The sequence below is a fragment of the Sandarakinorhabdus sp. genome (assembly GCF_040398665.1).
GTDB lineage: Bacteria > Pseudomonadota > Alphaproteobacteria > Sphingomonadales > Sphingomonadaceae > Sandarakinorhabdus.
Genome location: NZ_JBBATQ010000003.1, coordinates 273,212 through 293,466 on the forward strand (window position 1 = coordinate 273,212; position 20,255 = coordinate 293,466).

The 20,255-nt window shown below is 63.9% G+C and carries 18 protein-coding genes and 1 tRNA gene; 10 read left to right on the top strand and 9 right to left on the bottom strand.

The annotated features are described in order from the left end of the window. The first annotated feature begins 64 nt into the window (after nucleotides 1–64). From ABWP22_RS06255 to ABWP22_RS06290, 8 genes are all read left to right on the top strand, one after another. Nucleotides 65–1,648 (top strand): MFS transporter, encoded by a 1,584-nt coding sequence (locus tag ABWP22_RS06255; protein ID WP_353199098.1) that lies wholly within the window; start codon nucleotides 65–67, stop codon nucleotides 1,646–1,648. 15 nt (nucleotides 1,649–1,663) lie between these two features. Next, nucleotides 1,664–2,884, top strand: coding sequence for a CaiB/BaiF CoA transferase family protein (locus tag ABWP22_RS06260; protein WP_353199099.1), 1,221 nt, complete (start codon nucleotides 1,664–1,666; stop codon nucleotides 2,882–2,884). 139 nt (nucleotides 2,885–3,023) lie between these two features. Continuing rightward, complete coding sequence (gene lon, locus ABWP22_RS06265) at nucleotides 3,024–5,414, top strand: endopeptidase La (protein WP_353199100.1); 2,391 nt, start codon at nucleotides 3,024–3,026, stop codon at nucleotides 5,412–5,414. A 104-nt stretch (nucleotides 5,415–5,518) separates the two neighbouring features. Then, a tRNA-Val gene (locus ABWP22_RS06270) sits at nucleotides 5,519–5,593 on the top strand. A 34-nt stretch (nucleotides 5,594–5,627) separates the two neighbouring features. Continuing rightward, nucleotides 5,628–6,632, top strand: coding sequence for an EF-P beta-lysylation protein EpmB (gene epmB / locus ABWP22_RS06275; RefSeq protein ID WP_353199101.1), 1,005 nt, complete (start codon nucleotides 5,628–5,630; stop codon nucleotides 6,630–6,632). A gap of 94 nt (nucleotides 6,633–6,726) precedes the next feature. Next, nucleotides 6,727–7,200: a glycine zipper 2TM domain-containing protein gene (locus ABWP22_RS06280; RefSeq protein ID WP_353199102.1), complete on the top strand. Its 474-nt coding sequence runs from the start codon at nucleotides 6,727–6,729 to the stop codon at nucleotides 7,198–7,200. 23 nt (nucleotides 7,201–7,223) lie between these two features. Beyond that, nucleotides 7,224–7,880, top strand: a complete 657-nt coding sequence (locus tag ABWP22_RS06285) for a hypothetical protein (RefSeq protein ID WP_353199103.1) — start codon at nucleotides 7,224–7,226, stop codon at nucleotides 7,878–7,880. A gap of 91 nt (nucleotides 7,881–7,971) precedes the next feature. Continuing rightward, complete coding sequence (locus ABWP22_RS06290; protein WP_353199104.1) at nucleotides 7,972–8,469, top strand: Dps family protein; 498 nt, start codon at nucleotides 7,972–7,974, stop codon at nucleotides 8,467–8,469. A gap of 2 nt (nucleotides 8,470–8,471) precedes the next feature. On the opposite strand, the gene nhaA is transcribed toward ABWP22_RS06290, so the two are convergent. The 9 genes from nhaA to ABWP22_RS06335 all read right to left on the bottom strand — a co-directional run bounded on the left by nhaA (nucleotide 8,472) and on the right by ABWP22_RS06335 (nucleotide 17,704). Beyond that, nucleotides 8,472–9,659: a Na+/H+ antiporter NhaA gene (gene nhaA / locus ABWP22_RS06295; protein WP_353199105.1), complete on the bottom strand. Its 1,188-nt coding sequence runs from the start codon at nucleotides 9,657–9,659 to the stop codon at nucleotides 8,472–8,474. Nucleotides 9,660–9,719: 60 nt separating this feature from the next. After that, on the bottom strand, nucleotides 9,720–10,814 hold the full coding sequence (gene rfbB, locus ABWP22_RS06300; protein WP_353199106.1) for a dTDP-glucose 4,6-dehydratase: 1,095 nt from the start codon (nucleotides 10,812–10,814) through the stop codon (nucleotides 9,720–9,722). Further along, a complete protein-coding gene (gene rfbD, locus ABWP22_RS06305; RefSeq protein WP_353199107.1) occupies nucleotides 10,811–11,674 on the bottom strand; it encodes a dTDP-4-dehydrorhamnose reductase in 864 nt (287 codons plus the stop codon). The genes rfbB and rfbD overlap by 4 nt, the downstream gene beginning before the upstream one ends. Next, nucleotides 11,671–12,216, bottom strand: coding sequence for a dTDP-4-dehydrorhamnose 3,5-epimerase (gene rfbC / locus ABWP22_RS06310; protein ID WP_353199108.1), 546 nt, complete (start codon nucleotides 12,214–12,216; stop codon nucleotides 11,671–11,673). Before rfbC ends, rfbD begins: the two co-directional genes overlap by 4 nt. Then, a complete protein-coding gene (rfbA, locus tag ABWP22_RS06315; RefSeq protein ID WP_353199109.1) occupies nucleotides 12,213–13,088 on the bottom strand; it encodes a glucose-1-phosphate thymidylyltransferase RfbA in 876 nt (291 codons plus the stop codon). The genes rfbC and rfbA overlap by 4 nt, the downstream gene beginning before the upstream one ends. 117 nt (nucleotides 13,089–13,205) lie before the next feature. Further along, a complete protein-coding gene (locus ABWP22_RS06320) occupies nucleotides 13,206–14,210 on the bottom strand; it encodes a hypothetical protein (protein WP_353199110.1) in 1,005 nt (334 codons plus the stop codon). Nucleotides 14,211–14,352: 142 nt separating this feature from the next. Beyond that, complete coding sequence (locus tag ABWP22_RS06325) at nucleotides 14,353–15,387, bottom strand: glycosyltransferase (protein ID WP_353199111.1); 1,035 nt, start codon at nucleotides 15,385–15,387, stop codon at nucleotides 14,353–14,355. After that, entirely contained in the window at nucleotides 15,387–16,307 is a 921-nt protein-coding gene (locus ABWP22_RS06330; RefSeq protein WP_353199112.1) for a glycosyltransferase family 2 protein, read from the bottom strand. The genes ABWP22_RS06325 and ABWP22_RS06330 overlap by 1 nt, the downstream gene beginning before the upstream one ends. A gap of 74 nt (nucleotides 16,308–16,381) precedes the next feature. Then, complete coding sequence (locus ABWP22_RS06335; RefSeq protein ID WP_353199113.1) at nucleotides 16,382–17,704, bottom strand: AAA family ATPase; 1,323 nt, start codon at nucleotides 17,702–17,704, stop codon at nucleotides 16,382–16,384. 390 nt (nucleotides 17,705–18,094) lie between these two features. Between ABWP22_RS06335 and ABWP22_RS06340 the strand changes: the two genes are divergently transcribed. Continuing rightward, nucleotides 18,095–19,474, top strand: coding sequence for a hypothetical protein (locus tag ABWP22_RS06340; RefSeq protein WP_353199114.1), 1,380 nt, complete (start codon nucleotides 18,095–18,097; stop codon nucleotides 19,472–19,474). Then, nucleotides 19,474–20,247 (top strand): polysaccharide biosynthesis/export family protein, encoded by a 774-nt coding sequence (locus ABWP22_RS06345; RefSeq protein ID WP_353199115.1) that lies wholly within the window; start codon nucleotides 19,474–19,476, stop codon nucleotides 20,245–20,247. The genes ABWP22_RS06340 and ABWP22_RS06345 overlap by 1 nt, the downstream gene beginning before the upstream one ends. The last annotated feature ends 8 nt before the right edge of the window (nucleotides 20,248–20,255 follow it).

Genomic DNA, 20,255 nt, shown 5'->3' on the forward strand with positions numbered 1-20,255 from the left:
CCCGTTGCAACTGCCGCCGCATGCGCTATGCCGGAAACCAAGCAACAGGCGGGGAGGCCGGAACTTGGGCGCAGGGTCAGCGGCGGGGGCAGAGGTGATCGATCCGAAACGGGATCGGCTGGTGATTGTCGCCAGTTCCTTGGGCACCGTGTTCGAATGGTATGATTTTTTCCTGTACGGCATCCTGGCCGGGCTGCTTGGCAAGCTGTTTTTCGCCACCGGCAACCCGACCACCGAACTGCTGTTCAGCCTGTTCGCCTTTGCCATCGGCTTCTTCTTCCGGCCTTTGGGCGCGCTGGTGTTCGGCTGGTTCGGGGACAAGGTCGGGCGCAAATATACGTTCCTGATCACCATTGCGATGATGGGCGGTGCCACCGCCTGTATCGGGCTGCTGCCCACCTTCGAACAGGCCGGCATTTTGGCGCCGATCATGCTGCTCACGCTGCGCATGTTGCAGGGCCTGGCGCTCGGCGGCGAATATGGCGGCGCGGCGATTTACGTCGCCGAACATGCCCCGCCCGGCAAGCGCGGCGCCTATACAAGCTGGATCCAGGCTGCAGCGGCTGGCGGCTTCATGCTCACGCTGGCTGTGGTGCTCACCACCAAGGCGCTGATTCCGGAAGACCAGTTCAACGCCTGGGGCTGGCGTGTGCCGTTCGTGGTGTCGCTGCTGCTGCTCGGCATCTCGCTGTGGGTGCGGCTGAAACTGTCGGAAAGCCCGGTGTTCCAGAAAATGAAATCGGCCGGCACCACGTCGAAGAACCCGTTCAAGGATGCCTTGAGTGCCCCTGGCAACAAGGGGCGCCTGCTGGTCGCGCTGGCGGTTTCGGCCGGTTTCACGGTGATCTTCTATACCAGCCAGTTCGGCACGCTCTATTTCCTGCAGAACACCGCGCGCCTGCCGGAAACGGAGGCCTTGCTCTATCTCGCCGTCGGGGTCGCCGTGTCTGCGCCGGCCTATATCTATTTCGGCGCCCTGTCGGATCGCTTCGGGCGCAAGCAGGTGCTGTCGGCCGGCTTTGCGCTGACGCTGGTGGCGCTGTTCCCGATTTTCGATCTGATGGCCAAGGGCGCCAATCCGGCACTGTACGAAGCCATGGCCACGGCGCCGGTCACCGTCGAACTGCCGCCCTGCGAATACAACATCTTCCTCAAGCAGGAGGCCGAGTGCGGCAAGGCGCTGGAATGGCTGACCAAGCGCGGCGTTTCCTATGAGAAGGAAGACGCATCGGTGCTGGCCATGAAGGTGGCCGGCACGCGGCTGGAAGGCTTTGACAAGGCGGCGTGGAATAACGCGCTCAATACCGCCGGCTGGCCCGAAAAGGCCGATCCCGATCGCGTCATCGTCTGGCAATTGCTGCTGGCGGTCGCGGCCATCGGGCTACTCAGTGGCTGGACCTATGCGCCGATTGCCGCCGTGCTGGTGGAGATGTTCCCGGCGCGGGTGCGCTACACCAGCATGTCGGTGCCCTATCACATCGGTACCGGCTATTTCGGCGGGTTCCTTCCGGTGATCTCGCAATATATCGTTGTGTCGACCGGCGATGTGTTTGCCGGCCTGTGGTACACGATCGTCGTGGTGGCAGTGGGCCTGGTGATCATGCTGCTGTTCCTGAAGGATTCGCGCCACATCAACATCAACGATTGAGTTTGGAGCCTGACCATGGCCGGACCCCTAGGAAACGGGCCACTTTCGGGGATCCGCATCATTGATCTGTCGCAGATCGTTTCCGGCCCGATGGCCTGCCAGATGCTGGCGGATCAGGGCGCCGAAGTCATCAAGGTCGAAAGCCCCGGCGGCGATCCGGTGCGCGGCCTGGGGCCGCGCAAGGCCGATCTGTCGTCGATGTTCATCGCGGTCAATCGCGGCAAGCGGGGCCTGTGCCTCGATCTGAAATCGCCGCAAGGGCTGGCCGTGCTGGAACGGCTGGTGGCAACCGCCGATGTGCTGGTGGAAAATTTCCGTCCCGGGGTACTGGCGCGGTTGGGGCTGGATTGGGCGCGGCTGCAGGTGATCAATCCGCGGCTGATCTATTGCAGCATCACCGGTTTTGGCCCCGATGGGCCTTATTCCAACGTGCGTGTCTATGATCCGGTGATCCAGGCCGTATCCGGTATCGCCGCCAGCCAGACCGACAAGGAAGGCACGCCGGGCCTGGTGCGCCATCTGGTGGCGGACAAGGTGACCGCGCTCACCGCCGCCCAGGCCATCACGGCATCGCTGCTGCGCCGCGCATTGGCCGGGGCAGACGCCGTCGGAGAGCGAATCGAGGTGGCCATGCTCGATGCTGCCGTGGCCTTCAACTGGCCGGACGGCATGTACAATGATGCGTTTCTGGATGATGCGCCGCCGCGCGGGCCGGAATATGGCGCGCAGATGCGGCTGTGGAAGGCTGCCGACGGCCAGGTGGCGATCGGTGCGCTGCAGGCATCCGAATTTGTGGCGCTGTGCCGCAGCCTTGATCGCGACGATCTGGCCAGCGATCCGCGCTTTCAGTCGTTGGGCGGGCGCTTGCAGCATCAGCGCGAATGGGCGCCGCAGGTCTCTGCCGAAATCGCCCGCCGCACCCGCGCCGAATTGATGGCCGGCTTTGTGCGCGAAGGTGCGGTGGGCGGCCCGGTGGTGGCGCTGATGGATGTGCCGGATGATGTGCAGGTGCAGCATAATGGCATCTGCATCACGGTCGATCATGATGACAGCGTCGGCCGCGTGCGCCAGGCGCGCCCGCCAGCCCGCTTTGGCCAGGCGCTGGCCACCCCCGGTCCGGCGCCGCATCTGGGCGAGCATAGCCGGCAGATTCTTGCCGCTGCCGGCTATGATCCTGCCGCCATTGCCGCCCTGTTTGCCGCTGGCGTGGTCACGGGCGCTGCAAACACGGGATGAATTTTCTGGCCGGTTCGGCACGGCCCTTGCATCATGCGGCAATAATCTGCGCTGATTCTGCCATTGCGTCCACCGCGGACGCTTCCCATATCAGCCAGGCAAGACGGGTGCAGGCAGTTGCCGGCCCAATGGAGAGATCATGACCAGTCAAACCCTGCCTGTGCTGCCGCTGCGCGATATCGTGGTATTTCCGCAGATGATCGTGCCGCTGTTTGTCGGCCGCGAAAAATCCGTGGCCGCGCTGGAAGCCGCGATGCAGAACGGCCGCACCGTGTTCCTGCTCAGTCAGAAGAACCCCGGCGATGAAGATCCCGGCGCCGATGAACTCTATGATGTCGGCACGCTGGCCACGGTGCTGCAACTGCTGAAGCTGCCCGACGGCACGGTGAAGGTGCTGGTCGAAGGCCAGAGCCGCGCCCGGCTGGTGGCGCTCGATGCCAGCGGCCCGCATCTGATGGCGGAGATCGCCGAGTTGGAGGACGTGACCCGCAGCGAAACCGAAGTCGCCGGGTTGCTGCGGTCCGTGCAGGGCCAGTTCGAACAGTTCATCAAGCTGAACCGCAAGATTGCCTCGGAAATCTCCAGCCAGATCGGCGCCATCGAGGAAGCCAGCCGCTTTGCCGACACGGTGGCGGCCAATCTGGGGCTGAAGATCGCCGACAAGCAGGGCCTGCTCGCCGAAGCTGATGTGGCGGCGCGGCTGGAGAAGCTCTTTGCCTTCATGGAAGGCGAGATGGGCGTGCTTCAGGTCGAGAAGAAGATCCGCAGCCGTGTCAAACGGCAGATGGAAAAGACCCAGCGCGAATATTATCTCAACGAGCAGATGAAGGCGATCCAGCGCGAGCTGGGCGAGGGCGATGACGAGAAGGACGAAGTCGCCGAATTCGAGGAGCGCATCGCCAAGACGAAATTGTCGAAGGACGCGCGCGAGAAGGTCATTGCCGAGCTGAAGAAGTTCAAGGCGATGGCGCCGCAGTCAGCCGAAGCGACGGTGGTGCGCAACTATCTCGATACGTTGCTCGGCCTGCCTTGGGGCAAGAAGTCCAAGATCAAGAAGGATATCGTGGCGGCGCAGGCCGTGCTCGATGCCGATCATTTCGGCCTGGAAAAGGTGAAGGACCGGATCGTCGAATATCTCGGCGTGCAGGCCCGCACCAACAAGCTGAAAGGCCCGATCCTGTGCCTCGTCGGCCCGCCCGGTGTTGGCAAGACCAGCCTTGGGCGCAGCATCGCCAAGGCGACGGGGCGCGAGTTCATCCGCATCAGCCTGGGCGGCGTGCGCGATGAAGCCGAGATCCGTGGCCACCGCCGCACCTATATCGGTTCGATGCCCGGCAAGATCATCCAGAGCCTGAAGAAGGCTGGCACATCCAACCCGCTGTTCCTGCTGGATGAAATCGACAAGCTGGGCCAGGATTTCCGCGGCGATCCGGCCTCGGCGCTGCTGGAGGTGCTCGATCCCGAACAGAACAAGGCGTTCAGCGATCATTATCTGGAAGTGGATTATGATCTGTCGGACGTGATGTTCGTCACCACCGCCAACAGCTATAACATGCCGCAGCCGCTGCTCGATCGCATGGAGATCATCAGCCTGTCGGGCTACACCGAAGACGAAAAGGTCGAAATCGCGCAGCGTCACCTGATCGATAAGCAATATGAAGCGCATGGCCTGAAGAAGACCGAGTTCAGCGTGGCGGAATCGGCGCTGCGCGATCTGGTGCGTTATTATACGCGCGAAGCCGGGGTGCGCACCCTGGAACGGGAAATCGCCAAGCTGGCCCGCAAGGCGCTGCGCCGCATCCTGGAAGGCAAGGCGACCAGCGTCACCATCGACGCCGAGAATCTTGCCGAGTTCGCCGGGGTGCGCAAATATCGCTATGGCCTCGCTGATATCGAAGACCAGATCGGCGCGGTGACCGGCCTGGCGTGGACGGAAGTGGGCGGCGATCTGCTGACCATCGAAGCGGTGACCGCGCCGGGCAAGGGCGTCATCAAGACCACGGGCAAGCTCGGCGAAGTGATGACCGAATCGATTTCGGCGGCGCTGTCGTTCGTGCGCGCCGGCGCCCACAATTATGGCATCCGCCCCACCGTGTTCGAGAAAAAGGACATCCACGTCCACGTGCCGGAAGGCGCCACGCCCAAGGATGGCCCTTCGGCGGGCATTGCCATGGTGACGGCGATCATCTCCACGCTGACCGGCGTGCCGGTGCGCCCGGATGTGGCGATGACCGGCGAAGTGACGCTGCGCGGCCGCGTGCTGCCGATCGGTGGGCTGAAGGAAAAATTGCTGGCAGCCCTGCGCGGCGGCATCACCACGGTGCTGATCCCGGCCGAAAACGAGAAGGACCTGATCGAAATCCCTGACAATGTGAAGCAGGGGCTGACCATCGTGCCGGTCAGCCATGTCGATGAAGTGCTGGCGCTGGCCCTGACCAAGCCGCTGGTCGCCATCGAATGGAGCGAGGCCGACACGCTGGCCGTGCAGCCGTCGGCCGTGACAGCCATCGAACCGGCGGTTCGGCATTGATACCGGGCCGTGGACAGCGGGCGGTAAAAACGCGGGCGGGGCTTTACAGCCTCGCCCAAACCGCCTAATCCGCCGCTCCCGACAGGGTGTACCCGCGGACATCGGGGCGCGTAGCTCAGCGGTAGAGCACTGCTTTCACACGGCAGGGGTCACAGGTTCAATCCCTGTCGCGCCCACCATGTCCGCCTTCCAATCCTTGATCCCGGCGAACCCATGTCTGTTGTTCTGAACGCGCCTGACGATTGGCAGCATGAGGCGCGTGCCGCCCGCATTACCACAGCGGCGCTGCTGGCACGGCTGGGCCTGGATGCGGCTGATTTTCCCGCCGGGGTGATTGCCGATCCGGCATTTCCGCTGATGGTGCCGCCGCATTTTCTCGGCCTGATCCGGCCGGGTGATCCCGCCGATCCGCTGCTGCTGCAAGTGCTGGCGCGCGGTGAGGAGGCCTGGCCGCAGCCCGAGCGCCTCACCGATCCGCTGTCCGAAGCCGATTACCGCGCCGCCCCCGGCATGCTGCAGAAATATCGCAGCCGGGCGCTGCTGATGGCCAGCGGATCGTGCGCCATCCATTGCCGATATTGTTTTCGCCGCCACACCGATTATGGCGCCACCATGCTGACGCGCGCGCGGGTGGCAGAGGCGCTGGCATTGATCGCCGCCGATCCTGCCATCGACGAAGTGATCCTGTCGGGTGGTGATCCGCTCAGCTTGCCCGATGCGCGGCTGGCGGCACTGGTGGACGCGATTGCCGTCATTCCGCACATCACCACGCTTCGCTTGCACAGCCGCACCCTGGTGGCCATTCCGGCGCGCGTCACCGCTGCCCTGCTGGCGCTGCTGGCCGGCACGCGCCTGCGGGTGGTGATCGTCATTCACAGCAACCACGCCCACGAACTGTCTGCAGCCGGGGCGGCGGCGCTGGCGCGGTTGCGCGGGGCGGGGGTGATGCTGCTCAACCAGTCGGTGTTGCTGGCCCGGGTGAACGACACTGCCGAAACCATCGCCGCGCATTGCCGGCGGCTGTTCGCTTGCGGCGTGCTGCCTTATTACATGCATCTCACCGATCCCGTCGCCGGGGCAGCGCATTTTGATGTGAACGAATCCGATGCCCTCCGGATCGAAGCGCAAGTGCGGGCGTCGCTGCCGGGCTATCTGGTGCCGCGCTTTGTGCGCGAAGTGCCTGGCGAGGCGGCGAAAACTCCGCTGTTGGCGCTGTAATGCCGGCTGCCAATCTGAACAAGCGATAACAAGTCCGTTCAGGCTGTTGGCAGCCGCATTGTGCGAATCAGGTCTCGTCAACCCGAGGAGACACATGATGCGCAGCCGGATCACCACCGCAATGCTGGCCAGCCTTGGCCCACTTCTTGTGGGCCTGGCCGCCCCCGCTGCGGCCCAGTGGCATGATGCGCCGCAACAGTCCCAAGGCTGGAAAGACGATCGTGGCTGGGATGATCGTGCCCGGAACGATCGCGGTTCGGACAATCGCCACTGGCGCCACCAGGGTCGGAACGATCGTCCGTCCGGCGGGTTCTATGAGCAGGGCCGTTACAATCAGGGCCAGCATGACCAGCGCGGCACCAACCAGAACTGGAACGGCCGTCACGATGGCGGCTGGTGCCGGCGCAGCGACGGTCGCACCGGCACGCTGATCGGTGCCGGGGTTGGTGGTGTGATCGGCAATCAGGTCGCACGCCGCGGCGACAAGGCTCTGGGGACGGTGGCCGGTGCCATTGTCGGCGGTTTGCTCGGCCGGAGCATCGATTCCGGCCGGACGGTTTGCCGCTGAACGAACAACCAAGGAGATACGCAATGACGAAGCTTCCGATCATGATGCTGGCTGGCCTGATGGCAGCCGGCGCGGTGGCCACCCCGGCCCTGGCCTGGGATGGCCCGAACGAACGTCGTGAAGACCGCCGCGACGTGTCGCGCGCCGCCCAGCGCGTGCAGGACGAGCGCCGCGATCTCTTTCGCGCCGAGCAACGCGGCAACCCGCGCGAGATCCGCCAGGAGCGCCGCGAACTGCAGCGGGCCGAGCGGGAATATCAGCGCGAGCGCGCCGATCTGGCGAACAATCGCTATGGCAACCAGCGTCATGGCAATCAGGGCAACGCCAACCCGCGCTATGCCTATGGCCAGCCGGGCATCAATCAGGGCAATGGCCCCGGCTGGCGACAGGATGGCTGGCGCCAGCAGGGCTGGCACGCCGAGCAATTCTATCGCCCCGGCGGCAATTATCGCCCGGTCACGCTCGGCCGCAACGAGCCGGTGTGGCGCGGTTATGACAACCGCTATTATTGCCGGCGCAGTGACGGCACCACCGGCCTGATCATCGGCGGTCTCGCCGGCGGCGCGCTCGGCAATGTGATCGCACCGGGCGGCTCCAAACTGCTGGGCAGCATCATCGGTGGCGGCCTGGGTGCCGTGGTCGGCAACAGCATCGATCGCGGCCCGGTCGTCTGCCAGTAACACACAAGGGAAAAGCGATGGCGTTCTTCGGGAATACCCGTTGGACGCCATCGGCGTTCCGGCGGCAAGGCCGCGTCAACGGAGAGACAATATGGCCAAGAAGAAGCTCATTCCCGCCGATGCCGATATTGATCTGGGCATGCCCGATGCCGACCGGCGCGCCATTGCCGCCGGCCTGTCGCGCCTGCTCGCCGATACCTACACGCTGTATCTGAAGACCCACAATTTCCACTGGAACGTCACCGGCCCGCAGTTCAATTCGCTGCACCTGATGTTCGAAGGTCAGTACTCCGAACTGGCGCTGGCGGTGGACGTGATCGCCGAACGTATCCGGGCGCTCGGCGAACCGGCGCCCGGCAGCTATTCGGCCTATGCCGCGCTGTCGACCATCAAGGAGGCCAGCGGCGTGCCCGAAGCCGCCGAGATGATCCGCATCCTTTCCGACGATCAACTGGCGGTGGTGCGCACGGCACGCAGCATCTTCCCGGTCGCCGACGATGCTCACGACGAGCCGACCTGCGATCTGCTCACCCAGCGGATGCAGGTCCACGAAAAGACGGCGTGGATGCTGCGCTCCACGCTCGGTTGATATCACTGGGCAGCCGGCGCCCCGCGTCGGCTGCCTGCCAGCACGGCAACCCCGGCCATGGCCGCGATCACGCTGCCGGCGATGATGCCCAGCTTGGCGGCGTTGTCCCGTGCACTGCCTTCGCCGAACGCCAGCCCGGCGATGAACAGGCTCATGGTGAAACCGATGCCGCACAGCAGCGACAGGCCCCAGATCTGCCGTGTGGTGGCGCCGGCCGGCATGGTCACGACGCCAGAGCGCACCAATGCCATGATGGCGCCGAAAATGCCGATCTGTTTTCCCAGCACCAGCCCGGCGACAACGCCGATCACCAGCGGATCGAGCGCAGCCGACAGGGTCAACGCCCGCACGTCGACACCAGCATTGAAAAACCCGAACAGCGGCACGATGGCAAAGGCCACCACCGGCGCCAGCGCATGTTCCACTTGCAGCAAGGGACTTTCGCGATGTTCGGGCACGCCGCGGCTGCGCGTGATCGGCAAGGCCAGCGCGACGATCACGCCGGCCAGCGTGGCATGCAGCCCCGACAGATACACCGCCACCCACAAGGCCGCCCCCACCAGCAGATAGGGCCAGGCCGCAGCCACATTGCGGGCGTTCATCACCGCCAGCACCGCGCCCAAGGCTGCGGCCGCCGCCAGGGCCGCCACCTCGACGCCGGATGTATAGACAGCGGCGATCACGACGATCGCCCCCAGATCATCGATCACGGCAATCGCGGTCAGCAGCAATTTCAGGCTGCCCGGCACGCGATTGCCGAGCAAGGCCAGCACGCCCAGGGCAAAGGCGATATCGGTCGCGGTGGGGATCGCCCAGCCGTTGCTGTTGGCCGGCACTTCACGATTGACCGCCAGAAACACCAGGGCCGGCGCCGCCATGCCCGCCAGTGCCGCCACGCCGGGCAGGATGCGGCGCGGCCAGGTCGCCATTTCGCCATCGACGAATTCGCGTTTGATCTCGCAGCCGACCAGCAGGAAGAACAACGCCATCAGCGCATCGTTGATCCAGTGCAGCAGGCTGAGCGGGCCAAGCTGCAGATGCTGGAGATGAACATAATCGGCGGCAAGCCCCGAATTGGCGACCAGCATGGCGATCGCCGCCGCGGCCATCAGCACATAGCCGCCGCCCGCCTGGCTGGCGAGCAGTCGCCTGATGGCTGACAGGCGCAAACGGGGGGTGAGGCGGGGCATGCCCCTGATTACCAGCGGGCCGCCCCTGACAACAGCAAAACCGGCCGGCGTCGGGGAGCGTCAGGCCCGCGCTGCGTAGTTGGTGGCGACCCAGTCGCGATAGCTGCCGTCCATGATCGCGCGCCACCAGCCTTCGTTGGCCAGATACCAGCCAAGCGTGGCGGCAAAGCCCTGCTCGAACGTCCGTGCCGGGGCGTAGCCCAGTTCATTGCGGGCCTTGGTTTCGTCGATGGCATAGCGGCGATCATGGCCGGGGCGGTCGGTGACGAACGTCTTCAGGCTGGCGGTGGGCAGGCCCTTTGCCGCCGGTGCGTCGGGGAAGCGCGCCGCCAGCGCCGGATCGGCCGCAAAAGCAGCATCCACCGCCGCGCATAGCGTGTCGATCACGGTCAGGTTCGGCAGTTCGGCACCGCCGCCGATGTTATAGGTTTCCCCCACGCGGCCGCGCGTCAGGCAGGCTTCGATGCCGCGGCAATGATCCTCGACATGCAGCCAGTCGCGCACTTGCTGCCCGTCGCCATAGATCGGCAGCGGCCGGCCATGCAGCGCGTTGATCAGGAACAGCGGGATCAGTTTTTCGGGGAATTGATACGGGCCATAATTGTTCGAACAATTGCTGGTCACCGTATCCAGACCATAGGTGTGGTGCCAGGCGCGCACCAGATGGTCGCTGGCCGCCTTGCTCGCCGAATAGGGGCTGTTGGGGGCATAGGCCGTTGTCTCGCTGAACGCCGGGTCGTTGGGGCCGAGCGTGCCATAGACTTCATCGGTGGAGACATGGTGGAAGCGGTGCGGCCGCCCGCTGCCCGCCAGCCACACGCTGCGCGCCGCCGTAAGCAGGCTGAGCGTGCCGAGCACATTGGTGTCTACGAATGCCGCCGGGCCGTGGATCGATCGGTCGACATGGCTTTCGGCGGCGAAATGCACGATGGTGTCGACGGCATGATCGCCGAGCAGCCGTTCGACCAGCGCGGTGTCGCGGATGTCGCCATGTTCGAACACGACATCATCCAGCCCGGCCAGATTGGCGCGGTTGCCGGCATAGGTCAGGGCATCGAGCACAACGATGGTATCGCCGGCATGATGCTGCCGCCAGTAATGCACGAAATTGGCACCGATGAAGCCGGCCCCGCCGGTGACGAGCATATTGGTCATGCGGCCTTGTCTTTCGCGATCTCGTGCAGGCAATCGATCAGTTCGTGGCGCCAGTGCCGCGCCGGGCCGGTGACGGCCCAGCTGCTGGTTTTGTCGAGCACGCTCCATGCCGGGCGGCGCGCCGGGGTGGGATAATCTTCCGTGCGGATCGGAATCACCGGCACGGCCCGTGTCAGCAAGCCCAGCGCCACCGCCTCATCCTGGATGGCGACGGCAAAATCATGCCAGCTCGCCACGCCGGCATCGGTCCAGTGGAACATGCCGCTGTGCCCTTGCAGAGCCCAGATGGCGCGGGCCAGGCTGGCGGCGTGGGTGGGCGATCCGATCTGGTCTCCCACCACGCGCAGTTCATCGCGCGTTGCCATCAGGCGCAGCATGGTGTGCACGAAATTGTTGCCGGCGGCTGCATAGACCCAGGCGGTGCGGATGATCAGCGGCGCCGGATGCAGCGCCTGCGCCGCGCGTTCGCCCGCCAGTTTGGTGCGGCCATAGGCACTGGCCGGGGCCGGCGCGGTATCGGGCGCATAGGGCCGAAAGGCCTCGCCATCGAAGACATAATCGGTGGACACCTGCACGAAGCGTGCGCCGGCGGCTGCGGCCGCGCCTGCCAGATGGCCGACCGCGGTGGCGTTGACCGCCAGCGCCGCGTCTTCTTCGGCTTCGGCCTTGTCCACGGCGGTCCACGCCGCGGCATTGATCACCAGATCCGGGCGGGCAGCGGCGACCACGGCGGCGACCTGATCGGCGTTGCAGATATCGAATTCAGCCTCTGGCGGCGAAACCAGCGTGACGCCGGCTGGCACGCTCGCGCCAAGCGCGCGGCCCAATTGGCCGCCACTGCCGGCCACCAGCACCCTCATGCGAACACCTCCGCGTCGGCCAGCAACGGCGCGACCGCATCCTTGCCGGACAGCAAGGGGGCAGTGCCGGTTTCGGGCCAGGTGATCCCAATCGCCGGATCGTCCCAGCGGATGCCGCGATCGCTGCCGGCATCATACAGGCTGGTGCACTTGTACACGAAGTCTGCGACCTCGCTCAGCACCACAAAACCATGGGCAAAGCCCGGCGGAATATAGAGCATGTGGTGATTGCTGTCGGACAGTTCATAACCCACCCACTGGCCGAAATGCGGCGAGGACCGGCGGATATCGACGGCGACATCATAGACAGCCCCGCGCGTCACCCGCACCAGCTTTCCTTGCGGATTGACCATTTGATAATGCAGGCCGCGCAGCACCCCGCGCGCGGACCGGCTGTGATTGTCCTGCACGAAATCGAGATCGAGACCATTTTCGGCAAAGCTGCGGGCATTCCAGCTTTCCAGGAAAAAGCCGCGGGCGTCGCCGAACACCTTGGGTTCGATCAGCACGACGCCGGGCAAGGCGGTTTGGGTCAGCTTCACCGGCCGTGCTCCAGTTGTTCGAGCAGATATTCGCCATAGCCGGATTTGCGCAGCGGTTCGGCAATGCGGGCCAGTTGTTCGGCGTCGATGAAGCCCTTGCGCCAGGCGATTTCTTCCGGGCAGCAGATCTTCAGGCCCTGGCGTTCTTCGACGATGCGCACATAAAGCGCCGCATCGAGCAGTGAGCCATGGGTGCCCGTATCCAGCCAGGCAAAGCCGCGGCCCATCAGTTCCACATCCAGCGAACCGGCCTCAAGATAGAGCCGGTTCAGGTCAGTGATCTCCAGTTCGCCGCGCGGCGATGGCTTCAGATCACGTGCCATGGCCACGGCATTGCCGTCATAGAAATACAGGCCGGTGACCGCGAAATTGCTTTTGGGCTGGGCGGGCTTTTCCTCGATGGTCAGCGCGCGGCCATGGCCGTCGAACGACACCACCCCGTACGATCGCGGGTCTTTCACATAATAGCCGAACACAGTGGCGCCATGGTCGCGTGCATCGGCCCTGGTCAACAGCTCCGGCAGGCCATGGCCATAGAAGATATTGTCCCCCAGGATCAGCACCGACGGGTCGTTGCCCACAAAGTCAGCGCCGATATGATAGGCCTGCGCCAGCCCTTCCGGGCGCGGCTGCTGGGCATATTGGATATTGAGGCCCCATTGGCTGCCATCGCCGAGCAAGCCGTGGAACGCCGGCGCATCGGCAGGGGTGGTGATGATCAGGATATCGCGCACGCCGGCGAGCATCAGCACCGACAGCGGATAATAGATCATCGGCTTGTCATAAACCGGCATCAACTGCTTCGATACCGGCTTGGTCAGCGGATACAGCCGCGTGCCCGAACCACCTGCCAGAATGACCCCACGGCGCATGTTCAATCCCTTGATCCTGTTGTCACCCGGCTCAGCCAAGGCTGGCCAGCCAACGCCACCCGGATCATGCCACCGTGAGAGAAGCCTTGCCGACGACGGTTACCCGCCGCCTGATCCTCACTTCGCCGCTGGCGCGGCGGGTGCCGCAGCCGCCGGTGGCTTGGCCGGTGCCTTGGCGCTGCCGGCCTTGGCCCGCGCATCCTCGGCGGCTTTTTGCTTCGCCACGGCCTCCGCCTGCTTGTCAAGCTGTGCGGCGATCTTTTCGGGCGTGTCGAGGCCGTTGGCATAGGTGATCTTGCCCTTGACCGCTTCGCGCAACTTGGTGAGCTCGGCCTGCAGACGGCGGGCGATTTCCTGGCGCTCGATCAACTGCTGGGCATAGGCGATGGCGCGTTCACCGGTGAACGGCTCCACCTTCATGTTGCTGACGACGTTGACATAGACGATCGGCGCCGGCGCCCCGGCCGGCTGATCGGTGAACATGAACGGTTCGCCATTGGGGCCCTTGGCCATGCGGATGACTTCGGTGCTCAGCCGCGGATCGAGGATGAGCGAATCGAGCTGCTGCGGCGCGCGGCGATATTCGATGTTGGCGTCGAGCAGCACCCGCTCCACCGCCTGCATCGATTTGGCGTCCTTCAGCGGCAAGGCGCCGAAATTGGGCGGTTGCAGGAACTGGATCTGATCGAGGGTCAGGATGCGACGATCACCGAAGATCACCGGATTTTCCTCGACGAACTTCTGCGCCTGTTCCCGCGGTGTTTCGGCCACCTTGCCGGCCACTTCGGCCTGCAACGCCTGCACCAGCAGATTTTCGTCATTGCGGGTCTTGGCCAGCACGAACTGCGGCGATTGGTCGAGCTTGCGGTTGCGGGCTTCCTGGGCGAGCATCTTGCGCTCGATCACCCGGGCGAGGCCAACGGCTTCGACCAGCTTGCGCGGCGCGCCCTGCGCCTGCGCGCCCAGCGAGGAAATCTCCTGGTTCACTTCGTGAATGGTCACATCCCGGCCATCGATCTTGGCCACAACCTGGCCATCGGGCTTGTCCGCATCCTTGGAGCAGCCGGCCAGCAAGGCGGCGGTTGCCGCCATCACCAACAGCGATGTGCGTTGCATGTTCATCCCGAAGTCTCCTCTTGAAGTCCGCGCCTGACCGTGCCAGGCATCGAATGATTTTCGTTTGTTGCTGTTGCTGTTGCCGAAGCGACAGTCAATGCCTCCATGGAGGTGGCCGTGTTGGCATCATCTACGCATCGGCGACATGTCATGGTTTCAGGCCCAGCGCTGCGCGGGCGATGGCGTTGGCATGCGCCGGTTTGCGCCGGATCAACCGGCGCAGCACCAGCGCCCAGCACAGCGCCCAATGCCATGGCCACAGCAGGCGGGCGAACCGCCAGATGAATTTCAGCCGCGATCGGGCCAGCCAATACTCCGAAAACGGCGAGCGCGCGCTGCGCGCGCTGCTGGACCCGATCGAGCTGCCGGCCTTGTGGAAAACCGTGGCGCCATGGGCAAAGGCAATCTCGAAGCGGTCACTGCCAAGGCGACGGTTGCGCCAGGCCCAATCCGCTTCTTCAAAATAGAGGAAATAGGCCTCGGCCATCGGGCCGACGGCATCCAGGAAACCACGGCTGACCGCGAGGCTGGCGCCGAGCACATAATCGGTGGCGTCGGCAACATCCTGCGGGCTGTATGTCATTGTTGCCGGCTCTTCGCCGCCCAGTGATCTGCCCATGCCTGTCCACAGATTGAACGATGACCCATTCAGGGCCTGCAGGCGACTTGGCTCCCAATAATGGCGCACCACCGTGCCGCACATGCCAACGCGCGGGGTGGCTAGCATGCGGATCAGCAACGCGCCCGGCGATTCCGGGGTGACGACCGTGTCGTTGTTGAGCAGCCAGAAGGCCGTCAGACGCGGATCGGAGCGCAGATGGCGCAGGCCCAGATTGTTGCCGCCGGCAAAGCCCAGGTTGTCGGGCGAGACAATCATGCTGAGCGGCGCGATCGGGCCCTTGCCGATCGCGTCGGTGGTCACTTCGGCCATGGCGATCGGTTTGGCCATCGGCGGTGTCGAAAAGCCGGCCAGTTCGGCCGATTCGGCCACTGATGACACGGTTCCGGCCGCCCATCCCCGCAATCTGGCCACGCTATCGTCGCCAGACCCATTTTCAACCACGACGATCTTCATCTGCAGCGGGCAACGCAGCAGGCTTTCGAGACATTCGATGGTGTCGGCGGCGCCACGGAAATTGACGATCACCACTCCCAAGATGGGCGACAATTTTGGCGCTGCCATCAGCTTTGATCCTGCCAGGCGGCGCGGGCATCGCTGCGCCCCGCCAGCAGGATTCGCAGCATCTCGCGCATGCGCATCATGCGCACCGACGCCAGCACCTGGACACCGCCCCAGCGCCGCGCGGGGGCGGGCAGGCCGCGTTCCTGCCGCGCCAGCAACAGACGCGTGCCATCCACCAGAATCGATGGCGGCATCATCAGGGCGCGCAGCAGCCACTGCCAACGCGGCCGGCCTTCGGCGATGTGGCCTTCATAGAAATGCGCGATGTGGCGTTGCCATTTGACCAGCAGGCTGGCCAGGTCCGGCCGCGCCGGATGGTAGACGACCATGTTGTCGACAAAGCTGACCCGATAACCCGCCGCGGTGGCGCGTCTGCCCCAATCAACATCTTCGGCATAGGATATGCCGACGAACGGCCCGACCTTTTCATGGACATCGCGGTGCATGGCGAGGTTGCCGGTGCCCGAATAGCCATGCTGTTCGATATACAGGCGCTGGCGATAGGCAAAAAACGCTTCATAGACTTCCAAAGCGGTCGGGTTGCTGGTGTCATCGATGTCGATACAGACGTCTCCACCGACAACACCGCGATTTTCCCGTGATTCCACAGCGTTGACCGCTGCATTCAGCCAGCCCTGTTCAGCGCGGCAATCGGCATCGATGAACACCAGCACCGGTGCCCGGGCCGCCCGGACGCCCGTATTGCGCGCCGGGCCGGGGCCTGGCGTCTTTTCAGACAACAGGCGAACCTGCGGAAACTCGACCAGCGCCGCCTCGGGCGTGATCTTGGATCCATTGTCGACAACGATGATTTCCACTGCGCCGTCAAAAGCCTGGCTGGTGATCGACCGCAGGCAGCGGGCCAGTGCATCCGGCATGTTATAGTGCGGGATGATCACGGTTGCACGCGGCGCCGCCATCGATGCCGCAAGCGGGTCTGCCTTGTCAGGGCCTGCAAATGGACTGTTCATTGCACCGATCCGGTTGAAGGGCGTCAAAGCGCCGCGCGGGCCATCGCCGAGGAGATGATCAGCAATGCCGCAACGCCGGGATAGCCAAAGCGGAAATGCGGATCGCCCGGCCCTTCGCGGCGTTCCAGCAGATCGACGTTGTTCACGAACAACTTCAGATCGCGTTCGATCACCAGCGGCGTCAGCGCGCCGCCCATTTCGGTGTACACATCGTCGACCGTGAACCAGCCATCCGCCGAGTTGCCGGCGCGGGCTGCGGCAACCAGAAGATCCACGTGGGTGCGCGCCTCTTCCCGTGCCAGATTGGCCTGCACACGGCGCGGCAAGCTGGCCTGCCAATCACTGATCACCCGCTCGATGGCGTTGCCGGCGTCGGTTTCGGTCACCCGATCACGGCCGGCGTTTATGGTGTTGATCCCGGCCTGGTGGCCGAGCAGACGCACAAGATAGGGCGAACCGGCCGACATGCGCGATATCAGCGCCACGGCTGCTTCGCTGAAGCTGATATCGGCGGCGCGCTCGCCCATCCGCAGCAAATCAAGCACTTCTTCGGACGACATCGGCCGCATCGGCAGGCCGGCAACGTTGCGTCTGATCGACGGGGCATAGCCGATGAGCTCATCAAGGTTGAGCGCAACCCCGGTGATCACCAGTTGCACGCGGGCCGCGCGATCAGACAGGTTCTTGATCAATTCAGCGACTTCACGGCGGAAGTTCGGATCAACCACGCGATCATATTCGTCGAGGATCACCAGGACCCGCGTACCGACAACGCCGGCGAGGATTTCGGCCAGCTCGCGCGCGCCGAAATCGCCGGGAGGCAGCATCGAATCGAAGTTTCCGCCCTTTTCGGCTTCGCTGGAATTGGGCAGCACCGTCGCGTGGTAGATGTGCGGGATGAGCCCCAGCACACTGCGGAACATTTCCGGAAAAACCGCCGCCGTGCCGCAACTGGCATAGATCACATGGTAGCGCGCTTCGCGGGCCGTCTGTGTGAACACGTGGACAAGGCTGGTCTTGCCGATCCCGCGCTCACCGTAGATGACCACATGGACCCGCTGTTCCTCAATGGCGTTGATCAGTTGGGCCATCGCCTCGTGGCGGCCGGCAAAGGCCTCGCGGGCCGTGACCGGCTGGGACGCGCCCAACGAATCACGCAGGGCCAATCGGCGGCGGGCAAGGGCGCTCGTGGTGTCGCTTTCGACGTCGTCGGAAGCGCTTGCGATGAACTTGGGCAGCATCGGGCCCGGCTCGAAGTCCGTCTGGCGCCACAAGGCCATTTCGGATGTCACCACGTCGTCGCCGGGCAGGCCTTCTCCGGCGGTGTAGGCCGGGGGCAGCCCCACAGGATCCTGAAAACGGGTCGTGGCCGTGTCCGTCGCTGCCGGTGTGTCCGAGCCTGCGCTGTTGTCGGCACCGCTCCGCAATTTGCGCTTCCAGATCATCGCTACCTCTGTGCCTGCGTGAAACAACGCCCGTTTCCGTGAGCGCTCGCCGCCATTTACGGCACGACGCGCGAAACAGGTTCATTATGAACGGAGCCTCTGCCACGAAGTCCGGCCTGAAGCGAGGGTCAAAACAGCCGCTGCCCGGCTGAATCTGTCGAAAATCGGTTTTGCCGGCGGATGCACGGTTGCCGGTTTGCTTGCCTGCGTGTAGCAGGCGGCCATTGAAGCTTAACTGACCAATCTTAACCGACCAATGACGTGAATTGGCTGGAAACATGAAACTAAGGATTGACGATCGTAATGGCGCGACAAGAAATCGATGGGGCGAGCAAGCAGCCAACTGACAAGGCGCGCGTCGCATTGGCCAGTGCCTTTTTGATCGGTGCTGCGATCGCCGCCCAGCCTGCCTCAGCTCAGATCAATCCGGCGCAGCAAACTGTCCGGCCAATGGCCAGCAACAGTGATGATGGCCCGGTGCGGTCGGGCGCCAGGGTGCCTGGCGTGGCGGGCTTCAATGGCCGCGGCCTGGCCGTTACGGCATCGGTTTCCAACCGTTATGAAACCAATTTCTCAAGGCTCCCGGCCATTGACGACGCTGTGCGTTTCCTGCCGCAGGTTTCGGCCAGCTATGGCCTTGGCAGCAAGCGCTTGGGGCTTTTTGTCGACGGCAGCTACGGTCGCGACATCGTGCTTGGTAACCAGTTGATCAAGGGCGGGGATCGCAGCAGCTTGTCGGGCGGGTTGGATTTTGTCTTGTCCAGATGCTCTGGCCAACTTGGGGGCTCTTTCCGCAAGAGCTTGAACCTTCGCACGGACGCAGGGCTGTTCGGTGGCTTTCAGCAACAGACTGAAACACTGGGAACGGCGGCCAATTGCCAGATCGGCAACGCGCTGTCGGTGAACGGCGCCATCAGCAAGAGCAAAGACAAGAACGTCGCTGGTGCAAGCTTCGCGCTGAACACCGATCGGTTGGATTATTCGGCCGGCCTGGGTTTCAACGCCAGTGGGCTCGGGCAGTTTTCGCTGGGCGGCGCCATCTCGGATGTGCATTTTCCCGGGCGTTTTGTGGTAAGCCCCAACGGCATTGTCGAGGACAGTTTCAAGCAGCGGTCGCTGCGGGTGGGTGTGTCGAGGGCGTTTGGAAACCGGATAACGGCGACGCTGGGAGCTTCGGCGATCGATAACAAGCCTGGCACGGAATCAACAGTGATCATCGTTGATGGGCTGCCGCAGATTGTCGATCGGGCCGGGTTCTCGGGGATTGGCTATGACGGGGCCCTTGCTGTCACCCTGTCATCGCGGCTTGCATTTGAGGTCTCCGCCGACCGCACCGTCAATTCAAACCCCTTCGTCGGCGCCCTGCTGACCATCAGCAACACTTATGCGGCGTCGGCAAACGCCAAGCTTGGCCAGTACACGGTTACAGCAGGGGGGCTGTTCAGCCGTAATCGCTATCAGGGTGGTTTCGTATCGCAATTTGATCCGGCCGCGCGCCGGTCGGACCGCTTCGAATCTTACTTCATCAATGTCGGGGGCAAGATCGGTCAACGATTGCGAGCCAGCGTGGAAGTGAACCATGTGAAGCGGATTTCGAACCCGGATCTGTTCAGTTTCACCTCAACAGGTGCCGGTCTCAACCTCAGTGTCGCATTTGGAAGGGGTAGTTGATGATCCACAAACTCAAGATGGCGATGCTTGCGGCTTCGTTGGCGGTCAGCGCGCAGGCACAGGATGCCGGATACCAGGGTTACCGCCTTGGACCGGACGATACGGTGCAGGTGATTGTCTATGGCCAGGCGGAATTCAATGTCAGCACCCGCGTGAAGCATGATGGCACGATCGTGATGCCCTTGATCGGCATCGTGAAGGCCGAAGGTGAAACCAATATCAGCCTGGCGCGGCAGATCACCGACAAGCTGGTGGCCGGCGGCTTCCTCAAATCGCCTTTGGTCAACATTGAGGTCGGCGCCTATGTTTCGCGTTCGGTCAATGTCGCCGGCAATGTTGGCCAATCGGGCATCTATCCGCTCGATCGTCCGTATCATGCTCTGGAGATCTTGCTGAAGGCGGGCTGGGTGCGGGTGGATGCGGCAAATTTTGTGTATCTGCGTCGCAGTGGCCAGCCGGTGCGCACCTTGCAGGTGGACGATCTGGTGAAGGGCGAGCGTGACAGTGATCCGCTGCTGGTCCCGGGCGATACCTTGTTCGTCCCTCCCGCGGAAACATTCTTCATTTATGGCGCCATCAATGGTCCGGGGATGAAGGCCATCTTGCCGGGGATGACCATCCGCCAGGCCGTCGCGCTATCGGGCGGTGTGTCGGCTTCGGGCAATGCCAACAAGGTCGGACTGATCCGGGGTAATGCCAAGGAAGTCGACGCCGATCTGTCACAGAAGGTGTTGAACGGCGACATATTGGTGATCAAGGAACGGTTGTTCTGATTCTTGGA